Origin of the sequence: uncultured Algoriphagus sp. (assembly GCF_963974835.1) — a bacterium.
Classification (GTDB): Bacteria; Bacteroidota; Bacteroidia; order Cytophagales; family Cyclobacteriaceae; genus Algoriphagus.
In genome coordinates this window covers 738,415-760,333 of the sequence record NZ_CAXBET010000001.1, presented here as the reverse complement: position 1 = coordinate 760,333, position 21,919 = coordinate 738,415, and the positions used below count along the sequence as shown (strand labels likewise).

The following is a 21,919-nucleotide window of genomic DNA, read 5'->3' as shown; positions in this document are numbered from 1 at the left end:
TTTATCAATCTACATTATCATTTAATCCAATCTATTTCTTTCTTCCGAACTTCCGGAGCTACTTTTTACTCGGAAGCTTTCTCCTTTGGAGAAATTATATTTTAAAGTAAACCGAACACCTTGATTACTTCTATATTGTCTGAAATTGGTATCTATGGCAGCAAAGTCAATGTCTGCTTTGATCACTTGCGTACGGAATAGATCAGTCCCATTCACTGAAAGGGTGATTTTGTCCTTCATGATTGATTTGGTCACTCCGGCATCCACCCATCCGAATCCTGCAATCTCGCCCTGTCCCCAGATCTGTGGTCCTAAATAGATGCCCATCACCTCTACTTTGAATCCCAATGGCAAGGTCAGATTATGCTGAGAGCGTATCATAAACGAGGTATTGGAAGTGTTTAGATAATCATCACCAATCTGTGATTTGTATTGGTTATAATTGACTTGCACCATATTGGAAGTCGCCCACCACTCTTTAATATCTACCGGGATGATTGCACGAAAGTTTGCATTGCGGGTTTTGTCAAAATTGTCTGTGTAAGTGGTCGTGGTGCGATCATCTTCATTCTGTACGAAAACTTGCATAAATGCGTCTTCAGTTTCACTATAGCCCAAGGTGAACTGATAAACTCCTTTCAGCACATGATTCATCTCAAAATTATTAGAATACTGAGGAGTCAGATTTGGATTACCAGTTTCTGTCGTCAATGGATCTATGTAGTATACAAAAGGATTCAATAATCGATAATTAGGTCTAGTAATTCTACGATTGACGTTGTAGACGATCTGGTAGTTATCACTTAGTTTATGCTGTAGGAAAGCACTTGGGAATAAATTGAAGTACTTCTGATTATTTATCTGATTTAGTGTTACAGAGTTACCCGTGATATCTGAATGCTCTCCTCTCAGTCCTACTTGATATGTCAATTTCTCTGAGAACTTTCCCTTGTAAGAAGCATATGCAGCGAGCACATTCTCATTATAAATAAAACTGTTGCTGCTTGGATCTGGGACGAATGGTCCGTCTTCTTGGGATTTACTCAAGTTTAGGTTGTTGTCAGATTTCACCCAACTGCCCTTCACACCAGTCTCAATAGTATTTCCTTTGCCAACCGGCTTCACAAAATCAACCTTTGCCGTGAATATATTATAGTACATATCATTTAATGTCAGAATCTTACTGTTCATGATCTGAGAAATATCCTCTCCGGTCCATTGCCTATTAGTGAGCAGGGATTCACTGTCCGAATTCATCCGGGTAAAGTCAACATCTGAACTAATCTTGGTTCCTAAAGTATCCAATTTAGCGTCGTAATGAAGGTTGGCAAATATTCTACTTCCTGTACCTTCAGCATCATTCTGAGAATCCAAATAACTTACCTCCGCCACTCCCGGAGTAATAATATCTGTCAATGAGTTATTATCATTTTTATCACGTGAGTCAGATGCCTGAATATTTAATCCAATATTCTGATTTTCGTTAATCTCATAATTTGCAGCCCCATTGAAAAAAAGGTTTTTGTTTCTCGTAGTAATCCTTGAATCCTGGCTGAAATTTGAAACGCCTTCCGGCAAACTGAAATTTCTGTTGATTTCCAAATCATTGAAATTTCCATAGTGATTATAATTCAGATTCGCATTTGTGCTCCACTTACCTTTCTTCACATTCAGTGCAACTCCAGTATTTGGCAACCACTGTCCATTATATAAGGCGCCAGCCTGAATATTTCCAAACATCCCATCTACTGTGTTTTTCTTTAGCTTGATATTAATCACACCTGCAGAACCCTCGGCATCAAATCTCGCCGATGGATTATTGATCACCTCAATACTCTTAATATTGTCCGCAGGCATTGAACGTAGGAAGTTTGCTAAATCTGTAGCACTCATGTAAGTCAATCGATCGTTGATCATTACTGTAGCTCCGGTGCGGCCATTAAGATTAATTATTCCATCCTGATCCACATATATTCCAGGAGATCTTCCGATCACGTCCAAAGCATTTGATCCTTCCGCCATTACAGTTCCCTCTACATTAATGGTAGTTTTATCAGGCTCGATGATGATTTCAGGTCGGGTGGATTGTACGGTCACCTGATCTAGTCCAGTCATTTCGTCCTGAACAGTCACTGTCCCAAAATCTTTTATCAATCCTGGAGCTAGCTCAAAAACCTCAGATTCGAAGGCGGTGAAACCAATAGAAGTAATTACCAATTTTACTTTGGCAGTTTTGGTAGATTCTATTAGAAAAACTCCATTTTCATCGGATACCGCTCCGTCTACAAGATTTCCACTGGAAGCATCGATTAATGCCACATTAGCATAAGGGACTGATTGCTCATTTTGGTCGATGATTTTTCCGGAAATCTGGCTAAGGTCTTTGGCGGCAAGGTTACTTAATCCGAAGAGGTAACAGAAAAGTGTCAAAAATAGTAAGTTGGTAGTTTTCATTTCAATAGTACTTTGTGTGCGTTGTATGCCACCTATTGAAAAAGAAATGCCAAGGCTTGGAAACAGCGATAATAAGCCATAAAAGCAACTTTTCCAGCTCGTCAAAAAAATGACTGTATCATAATCGTACAGTTATATCTCAGCTTTGAACATAAAAAAATCCCCGGACAGAAGTCCGAGGATCTTATTAATAGTCAGGCGAAGCCTATTTTTTTAATGCCTCTGCATAGTTTTCATTTGCTTGATCCCAATTGATTACATTCCAAAATGCTTCAATGTAACTAGGACGCAAATTCTGATAATTCAGGTAATATGCATGCTCCCACACATCGAGTCCAATGATAGGTGTTCCCTTGATTTCAGCTACGTCCATTAACGGATTATCCTGATTTGCAGTGGAAACAACTTCAAGAGAGCCAGAAGCAGTAAGAATCAACCAGGCCCAGCCTGAACCGAATCTTGTGGCAGCTGCTTTATTGAATACTTCTTTGAAAGCTTCAAAATTGCCAAACTTGGCATTGATTGCATTAGCTAGATCGCCAGTTGGAGCTCCACCACCTGTCGGAGACATAATCTTCCAGAAAAGGCTGTGATTGTAATGTCCACCGCCATTGTTTCTAACCGCTGTATTTGATCCAGCTACCAAAAGAAGTTCGTCTAAAGACTTGCTCTCTAGATCAGTTCCGGCAATTGCGTTGTTAAGGTTAGTTACATATCCATTGTGGTGCTTGCCATGGTGTATTTCCATAGTTTTTGCGTCAATGCTTGGTTCCAAAGCCGTAGTGGCATATGGTAAAGAAGGAAGTTCGAAAGCCATTGTTATTAGTTTTTAAGGTTAAAAGATAGATTTAAAATTGTGCAAATAATCTGCCTTAGCAACCAAGGCGGGCTGAAAAAGGTTCTCTAGGTTATAATTTCCTTCTATTTTCTTAATTTTTTAAAAAATTCAAGGAGAAGCTGTTCTGATTTTACAGCCAGACTACCGGAAAAGACTTTGGTTTTCGGGTGCAAAATCCCCGGATTGCTCTGCAAGTACCCTCTTCTCGGATCTGGAGCTCCGTAATGAATCTCACTGATTTGCGACCAGGAGAGGGCTCCTCCACACATTACACAAGGCTCAAGAGTTACATACAGCCTGCAATCAATCAAATACTTCGCTCCCATATAGTTTGCGGCGGAAGTGATAGCTAACATTTCTGCATGGGCAGTTACGTCATTGAGCTTTTCCGTTTGATTGTAAGCTTTTGCAATGATTCTATTTTTCGAAACAATCACAGCACCCACAGGTATTTCACCTTCTTCAAAGGCAATCTTTGCCTGCTTCAAGGCTTCGTTCATGAAGTACTCGTGGCTGTACAGTTCGATTTCCAAAATGACCTAGAAAAAGTCCAGAATCTCGTTTCTCACACCATCATTGATAATGAATGCAAGAATCAATGATACTACCAATCCGATAAATGCTTTGTACACATCATTTCTGGCAAGTCTGTAAGCTCTAAAAAGCCAGGCATTTCGCTTCTCTGCCTTAGCGTGCTTTCCTAGAGCGATTGCAAGCTCTCTACCGCCAAGCAACCCGATAAATACCCAAGTGGTACTCATAGGTACGTTACTGTAAAGTTTGAAGTAGAATAAGATAATAGCGTACACAAAATCCACAATAGTGGCTGCACGTACATCAGTGACGTTTGTTTTCTCATTTACAATGCCTTGGATTTTGTCTCCTTTCATATAGAAAAGAAAACCCAAACCAATAAATACAAACCCGGTATAGACTGCAAATTCCATCGGGCCCAATTGGCGAGGAAGAAAAACTGCAATATTTGCAGCATCCTGCATGATCCACACCGCCCATAAAGTACCTGAAGTGATCCATTGAAGGAAAATCCAATAAGGAGCTGGCTTACCTTTAAGATAGTTTTTGACAAATCGCTCAAGTACAAACCAAACGACAATAGCTATGGTAAATGCCAAAAGGTATCCTATAAAACTTTTAAACATCACATCCACGATGGTACCTGCCTTATAGGTGAATACGTTTAATAAAAGAAACGTCGTGGAAACTGGCATTCTCAGCCTAGTCATTATAAGGAGAACAATTGGCGCAGCAAGCTGAAGAAACACAAAGCTAGTAGGAGCTTTGTCAAGACCCGGCACGCTCAATCTCTGATAACTCACATCCCCATCAAAAGTAATCCAGCTGTAGGTCACAGTGATAACAAATATCAACCCCATAAATAACCATAGCCAATACCATTTCCGGTTATGGTTGGAGGCTATGAACGTACCTATGGTTTGTATACTATCATTTGCGATTGCAGAATAGGCTGCCAAAGCAAAACCAAACCACATTGCAGCATAGGTATAAGGAGTCAGTAAGCCGGCAATAGAAATAAGGACGCAGATGACAATTAAAAACGATTTCTCTTTTTTGGTGAAATCAAAGAGCGAATAAGCACTTTTGGAAAGCTTATCCTGGTTAATGTTTTGATCTAATTTTTTGTTGGCCATGGTTCGGCTTTTGTTCGGTCACGCAAAATTAAAGAAGATCTCCATGTATGCATGTTATGAAATTGTTAAGTAAACACATTTCAAGGTTTAAAAGATAGTTTTACCTTGTTTTTCGCAAAAAAATTTCAACTTTTGCCCAATATTTTATCAAAAATTTGGATTCTCGGATAAATAAAGAATGCTTTGATAAGCAGGCAATCCTGAGGTAAAAACGCAATAATAAACAGGGTAAAATTCTGAATCTGAGAGATGGAAAGCTTAGAGCTGGAAAAAGGCAAAATAAATAAGACGATAAGCTATCTGAAGATGCTTTTGGCACTTCTGTTATTCATTTTTGCGATTGACTTGCTTACTGTGGCGATGAGCCATTTAAACAACGAAGTGGCAGAAAACATACTTTTCGCCACCCGAAATCCATTCGTCAGCCTTTTTATTGGGCTTCTTATGACAGCCCTTATTCAGAGCAGTTCTACAGTCACGGCAAGTGTAGTCGCTGTAGTCGCTTCAGGCCACCTTAGCCTGGAGCAGGCAGTTCCAATGGTAATGGGAGCAAACATAGGAACCACACTTACTTCTACTTTAGTGTCATTTTCTTATATCATGAATCGAAAAGAATTCAAACGAGCCCTGTCTGCTGGAATTCTACACGATCTTTTCAACATCTTTACTGTTATCATATTGTTACCATTGGAAGTGTATTTTGGTTTTTTATCAAAGCTTTCCATATCCATAGCGAGCCTTTTCATTTCCGATGAATCCTACTCTGGGCCTGTGGTTTACAATAAGGTATTCACCAGGCCTATAACGGAATGGATATCTTCCACTATTGGTATTCCCTTCCTGACCATGATTCTCTCAGTCTTCCTGGTTTTTGCTGCCATTAAGCTGCTTTCCTCTTCAGTATATAAAGCATTTGTTCTTGACAATTTCCAGAACATCAATAATCTGATCTTTAAAAATCCGTTCATGGCTTGTGTATACGGCACCTTTTTTACTGCTGCCGTACAATCAAGTACTGTGACCACCTCTCTTATCGTGCCGCTGGTGGCAAATAAGAAAGTATCTCTTAAAAAGGCTTTTCCATTTATTATAGGAGCAAATATAGGGACCACCATTACCGCTGCGATTGCTGCTATCTATAAGACCGAAGCAGCGATAGCACTAGCGATAGTCCACTTTCTATTTAACCTGATTGGTGCGATGATTTTTCTACCTTTTCCGACGATAAGAGAAATTCCTGTGAGGCTTTCTGTGTATATGGGTGAAAAATCAGTAAAAAGTAGATTTCTGGGATTCGCCTATGTGCTGCTCACTTTTTTTATCATTCCCTTCTTGCTGATTTATTTTAGCAACGATTGAGATTTTCTCCAGGCTTCCATTAATGTTTTTGCAGAACTGGTTCCAATCCTATCTGCACCGGCTTTTATCAGCTCCTGAGCAACATCCAATGTCTTGATCCCTCCACTGGCTTTGATGCCTACTGAAGATGACAAATTCTCCCGCATCAACTTAATATCTTTTACATTGGCTCCGGAGGAAGCATATCCTGTGGATGTTTTCACAAAATCAGCCCCTGCATCCTGGCAGATCAAGCATGCTTCTACAATCTGCGGTTCACTCAAATTTGCCGTCTCGATGATGACTTTAAGTAATCGTTCTTCCTCGTGACATATCTTTGCGATCTGAGCAATTTCTATTTTGGGCCAATTCATTCCAGAATGAAATGCAGTCTGCGACCACACCAAATCCAGTTCATCTGCGCCGTTTCGGATTGCTTCTCTAGTTTCAAATACCTTTGTAGCGGTGCCAGTATATCCAAAAGGAAAACCAATGACTGTTACTAATTGAATGTTCTTCTCTATTAATTCTCTTCCCACTTTTTTCAGCCAAAATGGAGGAACGCATACACCAACAAATTGCTCCTCAATAGCCTCTCTTACCAACAGATCCACCTCTAAACCAGTCATAGTTGGCCTTAATAAAGTAGACTCTAAAAACCGATTTAGGTTATTCATGTTCTGATACAAAATCTGTGAGGTAAATAAACTCAATAGTCAAATCTCCATCTCTAGCAATGGTAGCCCTTTCAAGAATTCCTGCGTTTTCTTCCATAAGTGCCGGAATTACCCATTTAGTCAATTGCAAACCGAATTCATGACTTGCTTCCCTAGGAAGTTCACAAGGTAAATTATCAATGGCCATGACAGAAATACTCGTCTGACTTCCAAAGGCCGGTAACTTTTTTCCAGTCTGACGATCAATATCATAAACTGGTTCCCTGATCGTGGAGGAGGAAACAGTAGTAGGAATAGCACCTCCTACATCACAACTTATATCGGCAATCACTGAAAGCTGAAAATCCTCACTGGCAATATCTTTCATTTCAAATAGTCGTGGTGCATCAGCATCCCAGTAACCTCCGACAATCAGCATTTCTCCAGCTTCGGCAAACTTTTGAAAATGGCTTTCATAGCGCTCCGGAAAAGCATAGAACTCTTCCTTATCAAAGGCACCGTCAGATTTCCTCCGATAGTAATCTGCAGAACCCAGTTTAACAAATACAGCCTCTTCAAAGTATAGATGCAGAAAATCATGTATGGAAACCTCACGGATATTTAATGATTTTAAAATTTCCAAAGCTCCATTTCCTACACGACCCGATCCCGTCAAAACAATTTTCACTGGAGGTAACTGCACTTTGGAAAGTTCATGATGCAGGTCCATCAGATTGACACAGTCATTTGCACGCTTTAGATCAAACAGACCTGTCTTCTTTCCATACGTCCAAAATGCATTGTAAGCTCCTATGATACCAGCCCATCTTCCAAAAGCTACTACTCGATTTCCGTCACTATCTTTCAACGTCTCGTAGTCTATTAGCCGGATATTCTTATGTAAAACTGCTTGAAGCAATTTTCTATTATTCTTTTGCTTCTTGATGGTGTGGGAAAAGAAAAAATATGTTTTGCCCTCAATCAACTCCTCTACTGGTACTTCTTTCACTCCAAAAAGCACGTCACTATCAGAAATATCCTCAAATACCTGAATTCCAGCATCTATAAATTCCTGATCGGAAAAGGCTCGTGAGGAACTGGATTGCACCTGAAAAGAAAGCTTTCCTTTGTATTCTTCCTGAAGTGCCTTTAGTTGATCAGGAGTAAAAGGAACTCGTTTGTCTGGAGGGTTTTTTCCTTCACGGATTATTCCGATTTTCATAAAATTATAGTTGCTCTGAAACTTAATATTCCTCGATGAATTATGTGATTTTAGTACTGGGTTGGTCAATATTTTACTCACTTCATTCTGTACTGGCTGCTTCCAAGTTAAAAAAAATCCTGACGCGAAAATGGCCAAATGCTTACAAATGGTACCGCTTAGCTTATACCATTATTTCCTTGATACTCTTAGTAGGTATTCTTTTCCAGACATTGTCAATTCCCAAAACTATACTAATCCCAAAAAGTGATTTAACGAACTACCTGAGCTACCTATTTGCAGGATTCGGAACGATTATCTCCATGAAATCAATGAAAGGCTATTCATTAAAGAATTTTCTCGGTTTCGATCCATTATCAAAAGAAGGCGAAACATTAACCACTACTGGCTTATATGCCAAAGTCCGACATCCACTTTACTTAGGACTGATTCTAATTTTCTTAGGTTACTTTCTCTTTTCTGGTACGCTTAGTTCTGCAGTCCATTTGATTTGCCTGCTCATTTATTTGCCTTTTGGGATATATTTTGAGGAAAAAAATCTAGTAGCCCAGTACGGCGAAGCTTATCAGAAATATCAATCAGATGTCCCTCCACTATTTCCAAGGATGAAATCGAAATAATTTGCGAGAAAATTCTTAATCCAACCTTGGCAAACTCAATTTATATTTCATCGAAACAAGGCGAATCGCAATTATCACCGCAATGGATGCCAGTAAATTAATATCACGCGACACTCCAAAGTAGTTTAAAATCAAATAAAAAATTGCACCGGCAAGACATGCTGAAGCGTAAATTTCCTTGCGGAAAAGGATAGGAATTTCATTTGTAAGTGTGTCCCGGATCACTCCTCCCATTACAGCTGAGAACATGCCCATGATTGCTGCAATCTCAGGCCTCACGCCTAGATTTAATGCCTTTTCTACCCCGAGTACTGTGAAAAAGGCTATTCCAACAGTATCGAATAAAAAGAATGTTTTTCTAAGCTTGCTTAGAAAATTTGGGAATATGAATGCCGCCATAATCCCGCAAAGTATTGCATAAAGAAACCACACATCTCCAATCCAAACCAGAGGATAACTATCCAGCAGGATATCGCGGAGCGTACCTCCACCAATTGCTGTAATAAACCCAGTAAATCCAGCCCCAAACATGTCATGCTCGCGCTCACGGATCGCCAGCGCTCCTGAGATTGCAAATACAAATGTTCCAACCAGTTCTAATGCGTATTGTAAATCCATTCGGGATATTGATTTACTTTTGGTGTAACTCTATCATTCTCTTGGATTTATGCTTAGGGTTCAGACACAATTCAGAGTAACCAAGCTAGCAAATGATGAGTTAAAATTATGAACCTACTATACTTAGGTAAGAATTCAGATTATAAAAATCTATTTTATAAATATCCCCTTCCCGAACAATTACGAGGCGAAGAGAGCAAACCTAAAACTTCAGGCTTCCACAACATAATTGATAGAAGAAATGATACTGATCCTTCCTCTACAAAAGAGGCCTGAACTGTTTCAGAAATCTCACATCATTCTCAGTGAATAGACGCAAATCTTTGATCTGATATTTCAACATTGCGATTCGCTCAATACCCATACCGAAGGCAAAGCCAGTGTATTTCCTGGAATCAATCCCACAGTTTTCCAATACATTAGGATCTACCATGCCTGAGCCACCGATCTCTACCCAGCCACTACCTTTACAGACATTACAGCCTTTGCCTCCACAGATCAGACAAGTGATATCAATCTCCGCACTTGGCTCTGTAAAAGGGAAATAGGAAGGTCTGAACCGCACTTTGGTTTCCTTACCAAACATTTCTTTGGCGAAATGATACAAGGTGTTTTTCAAATCTGCAAAACCAACATTTTCATCCACATACAGTCCTTCCACTTGATGGAATATGCAATGTGCGCGAGCTGATATAGCTTCATTTCTATAAACTCTTCCTGGAGAGAGCGTACGGATTGGTGGCTTTTGATTTTCCATCACACGTACTTGCACAGATGACGTATGTGTTCTCAGAGCGATATCAGGATTTTTCTCAATGAAAAAGGTATCCTGCATCTCACGGGCTGGATGATTTTCAGGAAAATTAAGTGCAGTGAAATTATGCCAATCATCCTCTATCTCCGGACCTTCGGAAAGATTGAATCCGATCCGTTCAAAAATCTCGATTATTCTTTGACGTGTTGCGGTCAGGGGATGAATTCCTCCAAGAGCTTGGTTAGATGGAGGAAGAGTAAGATCAATATCTGCTGATTTTGACTTCTTATTTGCTTGATTGACTTTTTCGATAAGTTCCTGAAATCTCTCCTCAGCAAGTTGCTTTACACCATTCACTAACTGGCCGTAAGATTTTTTCTCCTCATTTGGGATTTTTCCCATATCGGCAAAAAGTGCTCCTACCACAGATTTCTTGGAGATATATTCCATTCTGTAGGCTTCCAGTTCTTCTGGATTAGTTGCATTAGCAGCTGAAATAGCGGCTTTTATAGATTCGATTTTCTCCTGGTACATCACTTACTTGTTAATCAAGCCACAAAGCTAATGCTTTTGAGCTTTTTTGGATATAAAAGCTAAGGGAATACACAATTGCCGTAGAGGTAAAGCTGTCATTGTTTTTTCAAAAGGATTTATTTTGATGCGCTCTAAATCCATCTAATCAAATCCGCTCGTATCTCATCACAAATACAGAAACAAAAAAAACATCAAACTAACCTGATTATGAAAATTCAAAATTTCTTTAAAGTGGCTTTGGCAGCCTTCATTTTTCTTTCTGCAAACATGGCTTTTGCTCAAATGGAAAAAACAGTTAAAGTAGGTGGCGCTGAAATGTACCCTTCCAAAAACATCGTGGAAAATGCAATAAATTCTGCTGATCACACCACGCTAGTTGCTGCGGTTCAAGCAGCAGATCTTGTAGAGACTTTACAAGGTGCTGGACCATTCACAGTATTTGCTCCGGATAATAAAGCGTTTGAAAAACTTCCAGCAGGAACTGTAGATACTCTTCTAAAGCCGGAAAACAAAGCACAACTTCAGGCAGTCTTGACTTACCATGTAGTTGCTGGAAAAATGGGTTCCGCTGAGATCGCCGAAGCAATCGAAAAAGGGAATGGAAAAGCAGTTCTTACTACTGTTCAAGGTGGTAAACTAACTGCTTGGATGAAAGGTAAAAAACTTTACATCACAGACGAAAACGGAACTGAATCCAAAGTAACAATCGCGGATGTATGGCAATCAAATGGTGTCATCCACTCGGTAGATACAGTGGTTCTTCCCAAAATGTAATCGTTGCTTGTTACCCAATTGCTAAGCCGACTCCAAATATGGAGTCGGCTTTTTTTTATTTATATACCACTAGTACAATCAGCAGTATTATTGATATAAATATTTCTACCTGATTCATCTACTATATCACAGGAGCTGCTATTAAGGACTGTGTTGTTTTTAAAAATATTAGGATCAGAGCCTTCCTCAAGGGCTAAAGAATTGATTCCATACATATATTGATAAGAAATTAGATTACCTGATATTTCATTTCCAGAATTAAAGTCCGTAATCAGAATACCTATCGTTCCATCACTTATATCATTGTTTTTAATTTCGTTATAGTCACAGTTGCCATTTAGAGCAATGCCACCTCCATACAGACGTACTCTATAAAAAGCGTGGACGGATACTGAATTATTTTTTATTGAATTTTCATTTAGATTACCACTTAAGCTAATTCCAGAAACAAAATATCTTTTTACAGTATTATTTAAAACAGTATTATTTTGGCTTACTCCAAGAGTTCCATCATTCATTAATGCTATCCCATTACTAGCTCCATCAATAGAATTCTTATGAATACTGGATCCACTTGTATTGCAAAGAATAATCCCATAATTTCCTACCAGTGGATAATCATTAATTACATTTTGACTGATGCTGAGATTGTCGGCGTTGTAGGAAAAAATTCCATGACTATCGCTATAAAGGTTAATTTCGAAATTTTGAATGGTGGTTTCATCTGCCTCGTCATTCAAAATAAATCCTCCCATTAATTGAACTGCTCCGACTGCTTTTATTTTTATGCCAGGCTTGCCAACAAAAACTCTCTCAAAGTAAGTACCAGAGCTAACCATAACACTTCCTCCTACACAAACATTATCCACAGCTTCCTGAATAGTTGGATAATCGGATGGCACTTTAATATTTGAATCACATCCTTTCTTCAAATGAGAGGCATTGGCTAACCTTTCCCGATTCTGTTGCTCATAAATCCTCATTTCCTTCTCAAGATCAAACACTTCAAATTCAGGAGTTGGTTTTTCCAACTCATATTGGTTCGGAAGGCTTTCGTCTTGGACGATACCCGTACAACCTGCTACAAAAAGTAAAAAGAGACCACATAAAAATAAATTTTTCATAAGAATACGCTAATAAATTAATGATGATAGAAATTGAGAAAATTAAACAAATGCTAGTTGAGCCGTTAGCTATTTTAAAGTTATGCTTGGCTTAACAACTCGCTCTTCACACTAATTTAAATGTATTTTGAATTAAAAAAAATGTAGTCGCTCATTTTGGTTTAGAAAGTTGCTGTTTATGTTTATCACATGCTGATTTTTCTATACCCTGTGCAAGAATAGGTTATGCTTCTTTTTCATGTTTGGGCAAAAAGTTCATGAGTAAAATTGTCTAGGCAGACGCAGGAGGAAAAGGAAATTCAATCTTTACTACAGTTCACTGGAGCATATCTAGTAAAAAGATGCAGGAGTAAAAATTAAGACAGCGACGATAACCGACTGAATTTAATTTACTTAAAAAAATTTTCGGCAATAGTCAATGATACCTCTGGGACCACGGTCATTCTTTCTATTAATCATGCTTTTTTTCCTAATGGGAAAGCCGACCCTTATTGGGATCGGCTTTTGATATTTACTCAGTTTATATCCTCTTTTGTTAGAAAAGCGATAAAAGAATTTGCCAAGATTATCACCTACGACTAGTTCAATCTTCCATGACTAGCATGCTGAATGAACATAAAAATCATATCAACTGACAAAACGGGAGGTAACCAAATTACTTATTTCTCAGTAGTGCAACCAAATGTGTTATTATTATAAACGTTTTTACTTGATTCATCTACAATATCACATCCTGTATTACCGAGAGCTTTATTCTCTTTAAAAATATTTGGATCTGATCCCTGTTTAAGTGTGGAAGCATAAATGCCGTATTGGATATTCTCGGAAAACTCGTTACCGATTATTTCATTACCAGCATTGTCATCATCGATTATTAAACCGTTCGTTCCTCTGCTCGCCACATTTCCTTTTATTAGATTATTGTCACAGGTATCATCAGAAGTAGAAGTCTCATTTTTTACAAGGACAATATTACCGTAAGGCAGGAGCCTGTAACTGGCAGCATCGACCACTGAATTATTCAACAATAAATTTTCATCCATATTTCCTCCTAGCAAAATTCCAACGTTAGTGAACTCACTTATTGAATTCTCTTCTAGCGTATTTTTATGACTAACGACTCCATTGTAAGAAAATAAGCTGATGCCATTGTTAGCTCCATAAATCTTATTTTTGTGAATATAGGACTCATTTGTCATCCCTAAGACAATGGCATTAATCCGGATGAATGGGTAAACATCAATCTCATTTTCACAGATATGAAGCTTATCCGCTTTGTATGATAGAATTCCATTGAAGTCGTAGCGAAGTATAATCTTAAAATTATGTACAGACGTTTCATCTGCTTCTTCATTTAGGATAAAACCTCCATACAATTCTACTTCATCAAGTGCCTTTAATTTAATCCCCGGCTTATTGATATAAACCTCTTCAAAATAACTTCCAGCGCTCACTATGACAGTTCCACCTGCGGTGACATGATCCACTGCTTCCTGTATGGTAGGATATTCGGAAGGAACTTTAGTAACAGCAGAACATTCTGTAATTGGGGAAGCATTAGTTAATCTTTCCTCATTCAACTGCGCATAGACTTGCATCCGGCCTTCGACTTCAGGATAGTCTAGAATAAGATTAGCAATTGGTTTTTCATATCCACTTTTTTCTTCTTTTGGATTTAAAATTTCTTCTTGGGAAAAGTATGTACAACTCGTAAAAACTGTAATGATAAGTCCAAATAAAAATAATTTTTTCATGAGTGTGCTTTAAATAATTAATATAAAATCATAATTCTGGCCACCGCCAGATTGATCTCTTCAACCAAATGCCCAAAAAGAACTAACTCTGATGATTTAACCTTCGCACGAATTTAAATGTATTTCGTAATAAAAAAAATGTGATTATACCTGTTGCTTCGGAAAGTTGTTGGAAAACATTTCAACTAAACTTTTACTCTTCTGATAACTTATCTGCTAGTTTTAACTAGCAAGAATATTGTATTGGGAAAACACAAAAAGTTATCCTAGGAACAGGCTTGGTTTCCTTCTTCCGATTCAGCTGCACAAGAAAAGAGAAAGATGAGAACAGATAATTGGTATACAATCTTCATTAACAAATAATATAGTTGTTTTACTAAAACTTAGTAATTCTGTTTATAAAAAAGACCGCCTGAAAATTTTCAGTCGGTCAAAAGATAATGTCATCTCGCAAAACTTAGTTCAAACTCCGAATTTCACGGCTTACCAAGTTCTTCCACCTCTTGGAGGTCCGCCTCTCCATGGCATTTGACCTCCGTCATTTTCAGGTTGTTTGAAATTTCCAATAATATAAGTGAAGGTAAGCAAACCATACCTTGTCAAAACATTGGTATAAACATCAGATACAGACACATCTGAAATTGTACGAGAAATACTATTATTCTGATTAAGAAGATCGAAGATCACCACCTTCAATTCAGCTTTATTGTTTTTGGCAAATCTGTAACCCGCTTCCATATTCCAAAGCCAGACCGACTGGTCAAATCCCTCTGAAAGCCCACGATACAAACTGTTGTTGATTGTATTGCCTATAAATAGTTTTCCTCCATTTGGTGAATAGTACAAGCGAAGATTTGATTCTTGGATGTAATAATTATTGTTAAGATTCTCTTGCAAACTTGAATTCACGATCGTGTAGGTTCCTGTAGTACTGATAGTAAAATCAAAGTCCTTGCTGATGTTCGAAGTGAAAGTTATTCCCTGACCCAGATTGATATTATCATTGATGTTCTTCTCTCCATTAATTAGGCCTGGAGATCTATTGAAACCAATGCGAGTGTTTAAGTTGATATTTGTTTTGATGCCTTTGATCGGAGCACCATAATTCATAAACATGTTGCTATTAAAATTTCCATCCAAGTTTACCGGCTGAGAAATCTGACCTCCCGGACGAAGTAAAATTTCACCATTAATCAACGTATCCTGGGCAGCAATATAAGTACTGCTGCCAATGTAATTCTTGGTTGCAGAAATGTTGGCAAACATGAAGAAAGTGCGGTTTTTCTCCATGTTAAACTTACCAATATTCGCAAATAAGCTATTTTGATAGCTTTGTGCCAAATTAGGATTACCCACACTGAGGCTCAAAGGATTTTGATTGTTAACCACATTCTGCAATTGGCTTACAGAAGGCTCATCTGTATTTGTTCTATACCTTAGCCGGAAATTAAGTCCAGACTCTCTGTTTCTATAGCTCACACTGGCACTTGGCAGGATATTATTGAAATCCCTTACAAAAACCCCTTCTGTGGGGAAGAATGCCTCATTATCCAATTTGGCGTATTGGTAATCTAAGTTGGCACTCACATTCCATCCTTGACTGTTGTAGGCATAGCCGGTTCTCAATCTCTGGGTAATGAATTTATTGTTGAATTCATTACTTAACGCTGTATCCAGAACGGCAATGTTTTCATCATTGAGCACTCTGGTCTTTTGATCCGAATCAGTTTTATTATTACCAACTTGGTAACCGATAGTTGCTATTGATTTTTCACCTAATGGTTCAGTCAGCGTAGCATTTATACGATAGTTAAAGCCTTTGGAAATTAAATCAGTTTGCTGTAGTGTAGTATCCAGTTGGTTTCTGTTATAATCCTTACTAGCGCCAGAAAGCTCAGAATCTTGATCATTGTTACTCCAAGAGGTATTAATATCTGTGGAAAGTGTTCTCCCTTTTTTATCAAACTTATAGCGGTAAGTCAAGTTGTTTCCTATACTAAAAGAGTTGGTCTCTGCATTCGTAATAGATCGCAAAGAGGAAAGAGAATCCGTATCATTTGCCAAAGTCAAAGCATCACGATCGCTAAAATTATTGCTGGTTCGAAATGAAATGTCAGGTGTTATGATCAAGGAATTTTTGTCATTGAGATCTGCCTCTATACGGGCATTAGCTCTGTGGTTAAAGTTCTCAACGGAATTAATCAAATTCTCTTGATAATTCTGAGTTGTAGTTTCGTTTATCACCGTTTGGCGGTTAGTGATTTGGCGTAAAGTATTCTGGGTATTATTGAAAAAGTAGCTGCCAGTGAAATTTACCTTAGACCCCCATTTGTCACTATAGTTTAGGCCCATCGCATTTGTAGTTATGGAACCAATATCATTTCCTCCATAGAAATTGTTATTACCGCCGCCAAATCCTCCCGGGCCTCTTCTTCTTCCTCCACCTGAGGAATTCGCATTAACTCCAGCAAGATCATCGCTTGAGAAATTCTGTTGATTTATGTTATTGAAAAGTCCTAATATGGAAATTCGTCTATCTCCGCTGAAGAGATTCATACTTCCTCCCGCATTGTATTTATCATCTGTCCCATAGCCGGCATATGCTCTACCAAACTGGCCATTCTTTCTATCTTCTCTTAAAATGATATTAATTGTTTTCGTATACGTTCCATCATCAAAACCTGTCAATCGGCTTTGATCGGACTTTTGATCTAGTACCTCTACTCTATCAATCGCATCTGCAGGAAGATTTCTCAAGGCGATGTTTGGATCAGAACCGAAAAATTCACGACCATCTACGAGAATTTTTTGAACATTTTCTCCCTGAGCTTGTACTTGGCCGTTTTGAATAGTTACACCTGGCAGCTTGCCAATGAGATCCTCTGCCATTCCGTTTTCCTTAGTTTTAAATGCATTTGCATTGAATGAAGTGGTATCTCCTCTCATTTCACCTAGTGGATTCTGACCTTCGATCACCACCTCGCCAAGCACCTGAGCATCTTCAACCAAGGTAAACACGCCCAGTTCCACAGGTTCCCTCCCAGTATGAGTTTTTGATATCGTTTCATAACCTATGAACTTTATCTCGATTTTAACAGAAGGTATAGTTGGCCTAGCAATCTCAAAATTGCCTTTAGCATCTGTTACAGTACCTGCCAAAAGCGAATCTGTAACTGTTTTTATCAAAACATTAGCCCCGGCCATCGGGGTTTTGGTGCCACCGTCCATCACAGTTCCTGTAAATTTCCTAACTGGTCGATCTTGCCCAGAAGGTCTTTGGCCAAAAGCTGAAGTGCCAAGTAATAGGCTAAAAATCAGGATAATAAAAGAGTAGTTTTTCTTCATGTCGATGCAAATTTCTACTACTTTGACCAATAGGCAAGGTCTATGGTTTATTCTGCATCGAAACAAAAATAAGAATGGAAGTGTGCTTGGATAAATGGTTCAAAAACCATTTAAAATTTCGAAGGGCTAGATCTTTTCCATCAAGTCTGCATAGGAAATGCTGAAATGACTGGTGTCATAAATGGCTCCTCCATTTTTAATCAACAAAACCTGAGGAGATTCATGGGGAACTCTAAATTCTTTCGCCACTAAATCAGAGATATGTCGACTTGCTATCAAATCCAAATAATAGGGAATCACCTTTTCTTCATCACCTTGTTTCCACTTTCGAAGTAACCTATCCAGAGACATACTGCTAATGGAGCATCTGGTGCTATGTTTAAAAATCATCACAGGCTTCTCCTCGCTTAGAGATTTGATTTCCTGTATTTGTTCCGCATCTGTCAGTTTATTCCAATTCATATGCTTGATTCTGTATTTTTGGGGCAATAGTTGTAGAAGAATTGCAGTTCATTAAGAAAACCAACTTTATTTATGAAAATACAGTTCATTCCTAGATTGCCTAAAATACTTTTGTCAATTATTATACCCACTGTATTTTTTTCCGCCTGCAAAAGTATAAATCCTGCTATAGATCCTGGCCCATCTTCTGCTCCTCAATTAGCTATTACGGAAATTAATGTGCCATTGGAAATCCCTAAGCAGACCCTTAGTAAGCTTCTTAATAGTCAGATTCCCAGTGTTTTGCTAAAAGAAAAAGGATTAAATATGGGAAGTGGTATCACAGGAGATTTGATGCTGAAAAGAAATGGACAAATCACCTGGATGGCACTTGACAATCAGCGTATCCAATTAACAGTTCCCATTAATGTTATCGGGGAAGTAGGACTCAAGCCAAAAGGTCTGGGAAACTTATTTCAGTCAAAACTACCCTTAGATGAGGATTTTTCTCCAGTTTTTGTGATCGATCCTGTGATTAATCCAGACTGGAGTATAGGTGCTGAGAGCTTCGAGCTCGTTGATTTAGGAGGAAATCTTGGCGTGGATGTACTGGGAATGCAAGTCGACCTCAGTGGACTACTAAGTAAAGAAATACGAAAGTGGGGAAATGAAAATCTGACAGGAGGGAAGGAAGTTGCTAGCTTGAAAACCTTGGTAGATCTTGCTTGGGCACAGGTGGGCAAGCCATTTTCAATTGATTGGATTGGTGGACAAGAAGCATTTTCTATCCAACCTCAAAACATCAGGCTGAACGAGTTTTTCGATGAAGAGCAGAATTACAATATCTGGCTAGGAATGCAAGGTAAAGTAAATACCCATCCAGCTGATGCAGCACCTTCTCGTGCATTTCCTCTTCCCGGGCTGAGCAAAAATGACAACTCCAAAAATGAGTTGGAAATAGTAATGCCTTTGTCTGTGAGCTATTCAAAACTTGACGATCTTTTAAAACAGAATCTAGAAGGAAAGTCATTTCGGATAGACAAAAAGACCACAATGATCCCTTCGAATATCAAGACACAGGCATTTGGGGACTTGTTAGCCATTAACATGGATTTCTCTGCCGAGCAGACTAATGGTAAGACGTTAAGTGGAACCTTATTCGTGGTAGGAAAACCAGAATACGATGTTACTTCGGAAAGTTTGATTTTTAAGTATGTCAATTTCAAAATGGAAAGTGGAAGCTTTGGAGCCCAAGCTGGTGTGGGTCTGAAAAAAGGCAAAATTATCCGAAGGATAGAGAGTAAAGCGGTTTTCCCGATTGGGGAATTACTCAAGGAAAGTTTGGGAAGTATCTCAGAGCGATTAGGATTAAGCACACCCATTATGAATCTGAAGATTGCTGATCTTATCGTCGAACCCTCAGGATTCTATCCTATGTCAAAAGAATTAGTAATACATATGAAAGCAACGGGTCACGTGGATGTACAGTGGAAATAAAAAAGCCGTCTTTGAGACGGCTTTCGTTCTCTAAAGAATTACTTCATCTTTTTCATCATGTTCAGCGCATCGAGTTTAATTTCGTCCTGATGAAAAGATTTTGAAATCTTATCAATCTTTGTTTTGAAGGTTTTTTCCATCTTCATTGCGGTAGCTGCTCTTAGAGCGAATTTTACCACAGAAGGATCAGAATCATCCAATGATTTGCTGAGTATGGCTTCGGCAGCTTTTGCACCTCTTTTCTGTGCACCAAAAGCAGCTGCAATTCTTACAGGAGCACTGCCTTTTTCCGCAGCCATTTGCAATATGTCATTTCCTGCTTCATCATCTATATACCCGACCAAGTAAGCCGCTTTAATGGATAGATTTTCATCACTACCTTGAACCAATTCTGAAAGAAAGGGTAGAGCTTCTTTACCAAATTTTTTCGCCCCTGCGGGATAATCCAGTTCATCTTGTCTGAGAAAAGCAAGGAGTTCTTGCGCATCAAAATCTTGCCCTGCTGTATTTGTGTTTGATTTTGCCATGATTTTTTCAGTTTAAAGTGGAGTAGTAAGACTAGAATTACGCATTTTGGTAATTTCACTTGAAATAAGATCCGGTGGAGGATTTGTGATGTTGAAAGTACCAAGACCAGTCATGAGACGGTTATTATCGCTCACGTGGTGAATCCCCAAGACGTGACCAAATTCATGACCTAAGGTCCATCGACTCGCTGATCGAACCACTACACAACCTGGCCTACCGGAGGGATGTGCTGCACAGCCATTGTAGCCAGGAACAGTGCTTCTTACATAGTAGACCACGATATCATTTGTACCTACAAAATTCCTATTACTAAAAAGGCTGACTTGTTCTGAAGTGACAGAGCCCATGATACATCCTCCTACATCCACATCCTTCAATGCAGGTAGATTAAGATTTTCGGTAGAAGCACAGTCAACTCTTACACCAGCCACAGCATATACTTCTTGCATAGCCGCTAATTGCTCGTTAATAGTAAAAGAGGTTGGTGTTTCTAAAATCTTAACGTGTACTCGGACACGCTCTTTCAAAACCCTTACTCCTGCAGTGGGTGACCAATAAATACTGCCATGCTGGAAGTGGGAAATTCTTGCCGCACCTCCAAATACTACTAATTCATCTGAAGTAGGATAGCCTAAATTACTTCTTTCCCATCCTAAGGAAGCCCAATGCGATCTTATCGCTCCGTGGACTTCATGCGCTCCAGTACTTGGAGACCAGTAAATACTTCCTCCTTGGAAGTGATTATACCTACCAACTCCATCAGGACAAGTATTCTCATTGGTTAGTGGATATCGGAGAAAGCTTCTTTCCCATCCTAAACTAGAATACTTACCTCTAATCGCTCCATGTACTTCCCACGCTCCTGAAGATGGACTCCAGTAGATACTGCCACCCTGAAAATGATTGTATCTGCCTATTCCGTCAGGACATGCTGATTCATCAGTGAGAGGATAGCCAAGCAAGCTCCTTTCCCAGCCCATGGATGACCATCTGGCTCTGATAAGCCCATGAACTTCGTGAGCTCCTATCGAAGGGTGATAGTAAATCGAACCGTTTACATAGTGCTGATACTTTCCAACTTCGTCCGGGCATGTAAGAATCGTTGTCGTATTAGTACCCAGCCAACCACTAGCTCCACCCAAGGCCCAATATTTTTGGGTAATGGGGTGAACTTGCAAGACCTGAAGCTGTTTAAGCAGCTCCACATTTAGCTCCTGTTTAAGGGCAACTTTTGGATCAATTGTTAGTTTTGCCATAGAATTAAAAGTTATAAATGAATAGAAAAATTCTACTCAAATTTACTTTTAATACATTGTATATAAGCCAGTTAAGAGTTCTGTGATTTGCGAAAATCGCAAAAAATGAAAATTTATTTAGTGTCAAATATTCTATATGGAAGCTATTCAGTAGTGAAGTGATTTTTTATCGTATTTTAATTATCTGACAAAAACAAAACTTACATTAACCACTACATCTAGTCAGTTTTAAGATTCTGACATATTGACAAATAAACGCTTGGGAATATTTATTGTAGATTTTAATTTATGAAAAAATACCATCCCATCATTCGTTACATCAGGCGCATCATGTGGTCTTTGATCGTAGCTTTTATGGTTGGCGTTCACAATTTTTACAAGCAGGAAATGGATTCCCCTGATTCAATTGTTTCTTCCATTCAATTGGATGAGGAGGATGAAGATTCTGCCCCTAAAGATTAGTATCCATCTTAAAATAATAAGAGCCAAGAATTAT

General features: G+C 38.7%; 19 protein-coding genes. 5 read left to right on the top strand and 14 right to left on the bottom strand.

Annotation, left to right across the window (positions count from 1 at the left end; all coding sequences use genetic code 11):
• Window positions 1-21: 21 nt before the first annotated feature.
• From AACZ73_RS03475 to AACZ73_RS03460, 4 genes are all read right to left on the bottom strand, one after another.
• Window positions 22-2,454: a TonB-dependent receptor gene (locus tag AACZ73_RS03475; RefSeq protein ID WP_339875441.1), complete on the bottom strand. Its 2,433-nt coding sequence runs from the start codon at window positions 2,452-2,454 to the stop codon at window positions 22-24.
• 205 nt (window positions 2,455-2,659) lie between these two features.
• Entirely contained in the window at window positions 2,660-3,271 is a 612-nt protein-coding gene (locus AACZ73_RS03470) for a superoxide dismutase (RefSeq protein ID WP_339875439.1), read from the bottom strand.
• Between the two features lie 104 nt (window positions 3,272-3,375).
• Window positions 3,376-3,819 (bottom strand): nucleoside deaminase, encoded by a 444-nt coding sequence (locus tag AACZ73_RS03465; protein WP_339876339.1) that lies wholly within the window; start codon window positions 3,817-3,819, stop codon window positions 3,376-3,378.
• 12 nt (window positions 3,820-3,831) lie between these two features.
• Window positions 3,832-4,962, bottom strand: coding sequence for a hypothetical protein (locus tag AACZ73_RS03460; RefSeq protein WP_339875437.1), 1,131 nt, complete (start codon window positions 4,960-4,962; stop codon window positions 3,832-3,834).
• 249 nt (window positions 4,963-5,211) lie between these two features.
• Between AACZ73_RS03460 and AACZ73_RS03455 the strand changes: the two genes are divergently transcribed.
• The gene (locus AACZ73_RS03455) at window positions 5,212-6,321 is read left to right on the top strand and encodes a Na/Pi symporter (RefSeq protein ID WP_339875435.1); all 1,110 of its coding nucleotides are present in this window, start codon (window positions 5,212-5,214) and stop codon (window positions 6,319-6,321) included.
• Here AACZ73_RS03455 and deoC read toward each other — a convergent pair.
• On the bottom strand, window positions 6,303-6,977 hold the full coding sequence (gene deoC / locus AACZ73_RS03450; RefSeq protein WP_339875433.1) for a deoxyribose-phosphate aldolase: 675 nt from the start codon (window positions 6,975-6,977) through the stop codon (window positions 6,303-6,305). The genes AACZ73_RS03455 and deoC overlap by 19 nt on opposite strands.
• Entirely contained in the window at window positions 6,970-8,178 is a 1,209-nt protein-coding gene (locus AACZ73_RS03445) for an NAD(P)-dependent oxidoreductase (RefSeq protein ID WP_339875432.1), read from the bottom strand. Before AACZ73_RS03445 ends, deoC begins: the two co-directional genes overlap by 8 nt.
• Before the next feature lie 35 nt (window positions 8,179-8,213).
• On the opposite strand from AACZ73_RS03445, the gene AACZ73_RS03440 reads away from it, so the two are divergent.
• Window positions 8,214-8,798, top strand: coding sequence for an isoprenylcysteine carboxylmethyltransferase family protein (locus AACZ73_RS03440; protein WP_339875430.1), 585 nt, complete (start codon window positions 8,214-8,216; stop codon window positions 8,796-8,798).
• A 15-nt stretch (window positions 8,799-8,813) separates the two neighbouring features.
• Here the strand turns inward: AACZ73_RS03440 and AACZ73_RS03435 are convergent, their stop codons facing one another.
• The gene (locus AACZ73_RS03435) at window positions 8,814-9,416 is read right to left on the bottom strand and encodes a trimeric intracellular cation channel family protein (RefSeq protein WP_339875429.1); all 603 of its coding nucleotides are present in this window, start codon (window positions 9,414-9,416) and stop codon (window positions 8,814-8,816) included.
• 259 nt (window positions 9,417-9,675) lie between these two features.
• Entirely contained in the window at window positions 9,676-10,704 is a 1,029-nt protein-coding gene (gene pheS, locus AACZ73_RS03430; protein ID WP_339875426.1) for a phenylalanine--tRNA ligase subunit alpha, read from the bottom strand.
• 207 nt (window positions 10,705-10,911) lie between these two features.
• Between pheS and AACZ73_RS03425 the strand changes: the two genes are divergently transcribed.
• Complete coding sequence (locus AACZ73_RS03425; RefSeq protein WP_339875424.1) at window positions 10,912-11,478, top strand: fasciclin domain-containing protein; 567 nt, start codon at window positions 10,912-10,914, stop codon at window positions 11,476-11,478.
• Between the two features lie 59 nt (window positions 11,479-11,537).
• Here the strand turns inward: AACZ73_RS03425 and AACZ73_RS03420 are convergent, their stop codons facing one another.
• The 4 genes from AACZ73_RS03420 to ytxJ all read right to left on the bottom strand — a co-directional run bounded on the left by AACZ73_RS03420 (window position 11,538) and on the right by ytxJ (window position 18,163).
• Window positions 11,538-12,602, bottom strand: a complete 1,065-nt coding sequence (locus AACZ73_RS03420) for a NosD domain-containing protein (RefSeq protein ID WP_339875422.1) — start codon at window positions 12,600-12,602, stop codon at window positions 11,538-11,540.
• A 659-nt stretch (window positions 12,603-13,261) separates the two neighbouring features.
• Window positions 13,262-14,356 carry a hypothetical protein gene (locus tag AACZ73_RS03415; protein WP_339875420.1) on the bottom strand — a complete coding sequence of 365 codons (1,095 nt, stop codon included), beginning with the start codon at window positions 14,354-14,356 and terminating at the stop codon, window positions 13,262-13,264.
• Between the two features lie 483 nt (window positions 14,357-14,839).
• Complete coding sequence (locus AACZ73_RS03410) at window positions 14,840-17,701, bottom strand: TonB-dependent receptor (protein WP_339875418.1); 2,862 nt, start codon at window positions 17,699-17,701, stop codon at window positions 14,840-14,842.
• 126 nt (window positions 17,702-17,827) lie between these two features.
• A complete protein-coding gene (gene ytxJ, locus AACZ73_RS03405) occupies window positions 17,828-18,163 on the bottom strand; it encodes a bacillithiol system redox-active protein YtxJ (RefSeq protein ID WP_339875416.1) in 336 nt (111 codons plus the stop codon).
• Window positions 18,164-18,235: 72 nt separating this feature from the next.
• On the opposite strand from ytxJ, the gene AACZ73_RS03400 reads away from it, so the two are divergent.
• Entirely contained in the window at window positions 18,236-19,639 is a 1,404-nt protein-coding gene (locus tag AACZ73_RS03400; protein ID WP_339875414.1) for a DUF4403 family protein, read from the top strand.
• Between the two features lie 38 nt (window positions 19,640-19,677).
• Here AACZ73_RS03400 and AACZ73_RS03395 read toward each other — a convergent pair whose 3' ends face one another.
• Together AACZ73_RS03395 and AACZ73_RS03390 are read right to left on the bottom strand one after the other, a co-directional pair.
• Complete coding sequence (locus AACZ73_RS03395) at window positions 19,678-20,166, bottom strand: HEAT repeat domain-containing protein (protein WP_339875412.1); 489 nt, start codon at window positions 20,164-20,166, stop codon at window positions 19,678-19,680.
• Window positions 20,167-20,178: 12 nt separating this feature from the next.
• On the bottom strand, window positions 20,179-21,423 hold the full coding sequence (locus tag AACZ73_RS03390; protein ID WP_339875410.1) for a hypothetical protein: 1,245 nt from the start codon (window positions 21,421-21,423) through the stop codon (window positions 20,179-20,181).
• 288 nt (window positions 21,424-21,711) lie between these two features.
• Here AACZ73_RS03390 and AACZ73_RS03385 point away from each other — a divergent pair, with 288 nt between their 5' ends.
• Window positions 21,712-21,885: a hypothetical protein gene (locus tag AACZ73_RS03385; RefSeq protein ID WP_339875409.1), complete on the top strand. Its 174-nt coding sequence runs from the start codon at window positions 21,712-21,714 to the stop codon at window positions 21,883-21,885.
• The last annotated feature ends 34 nt before the right edge of the window (window positions 21,886-21,919 follow it).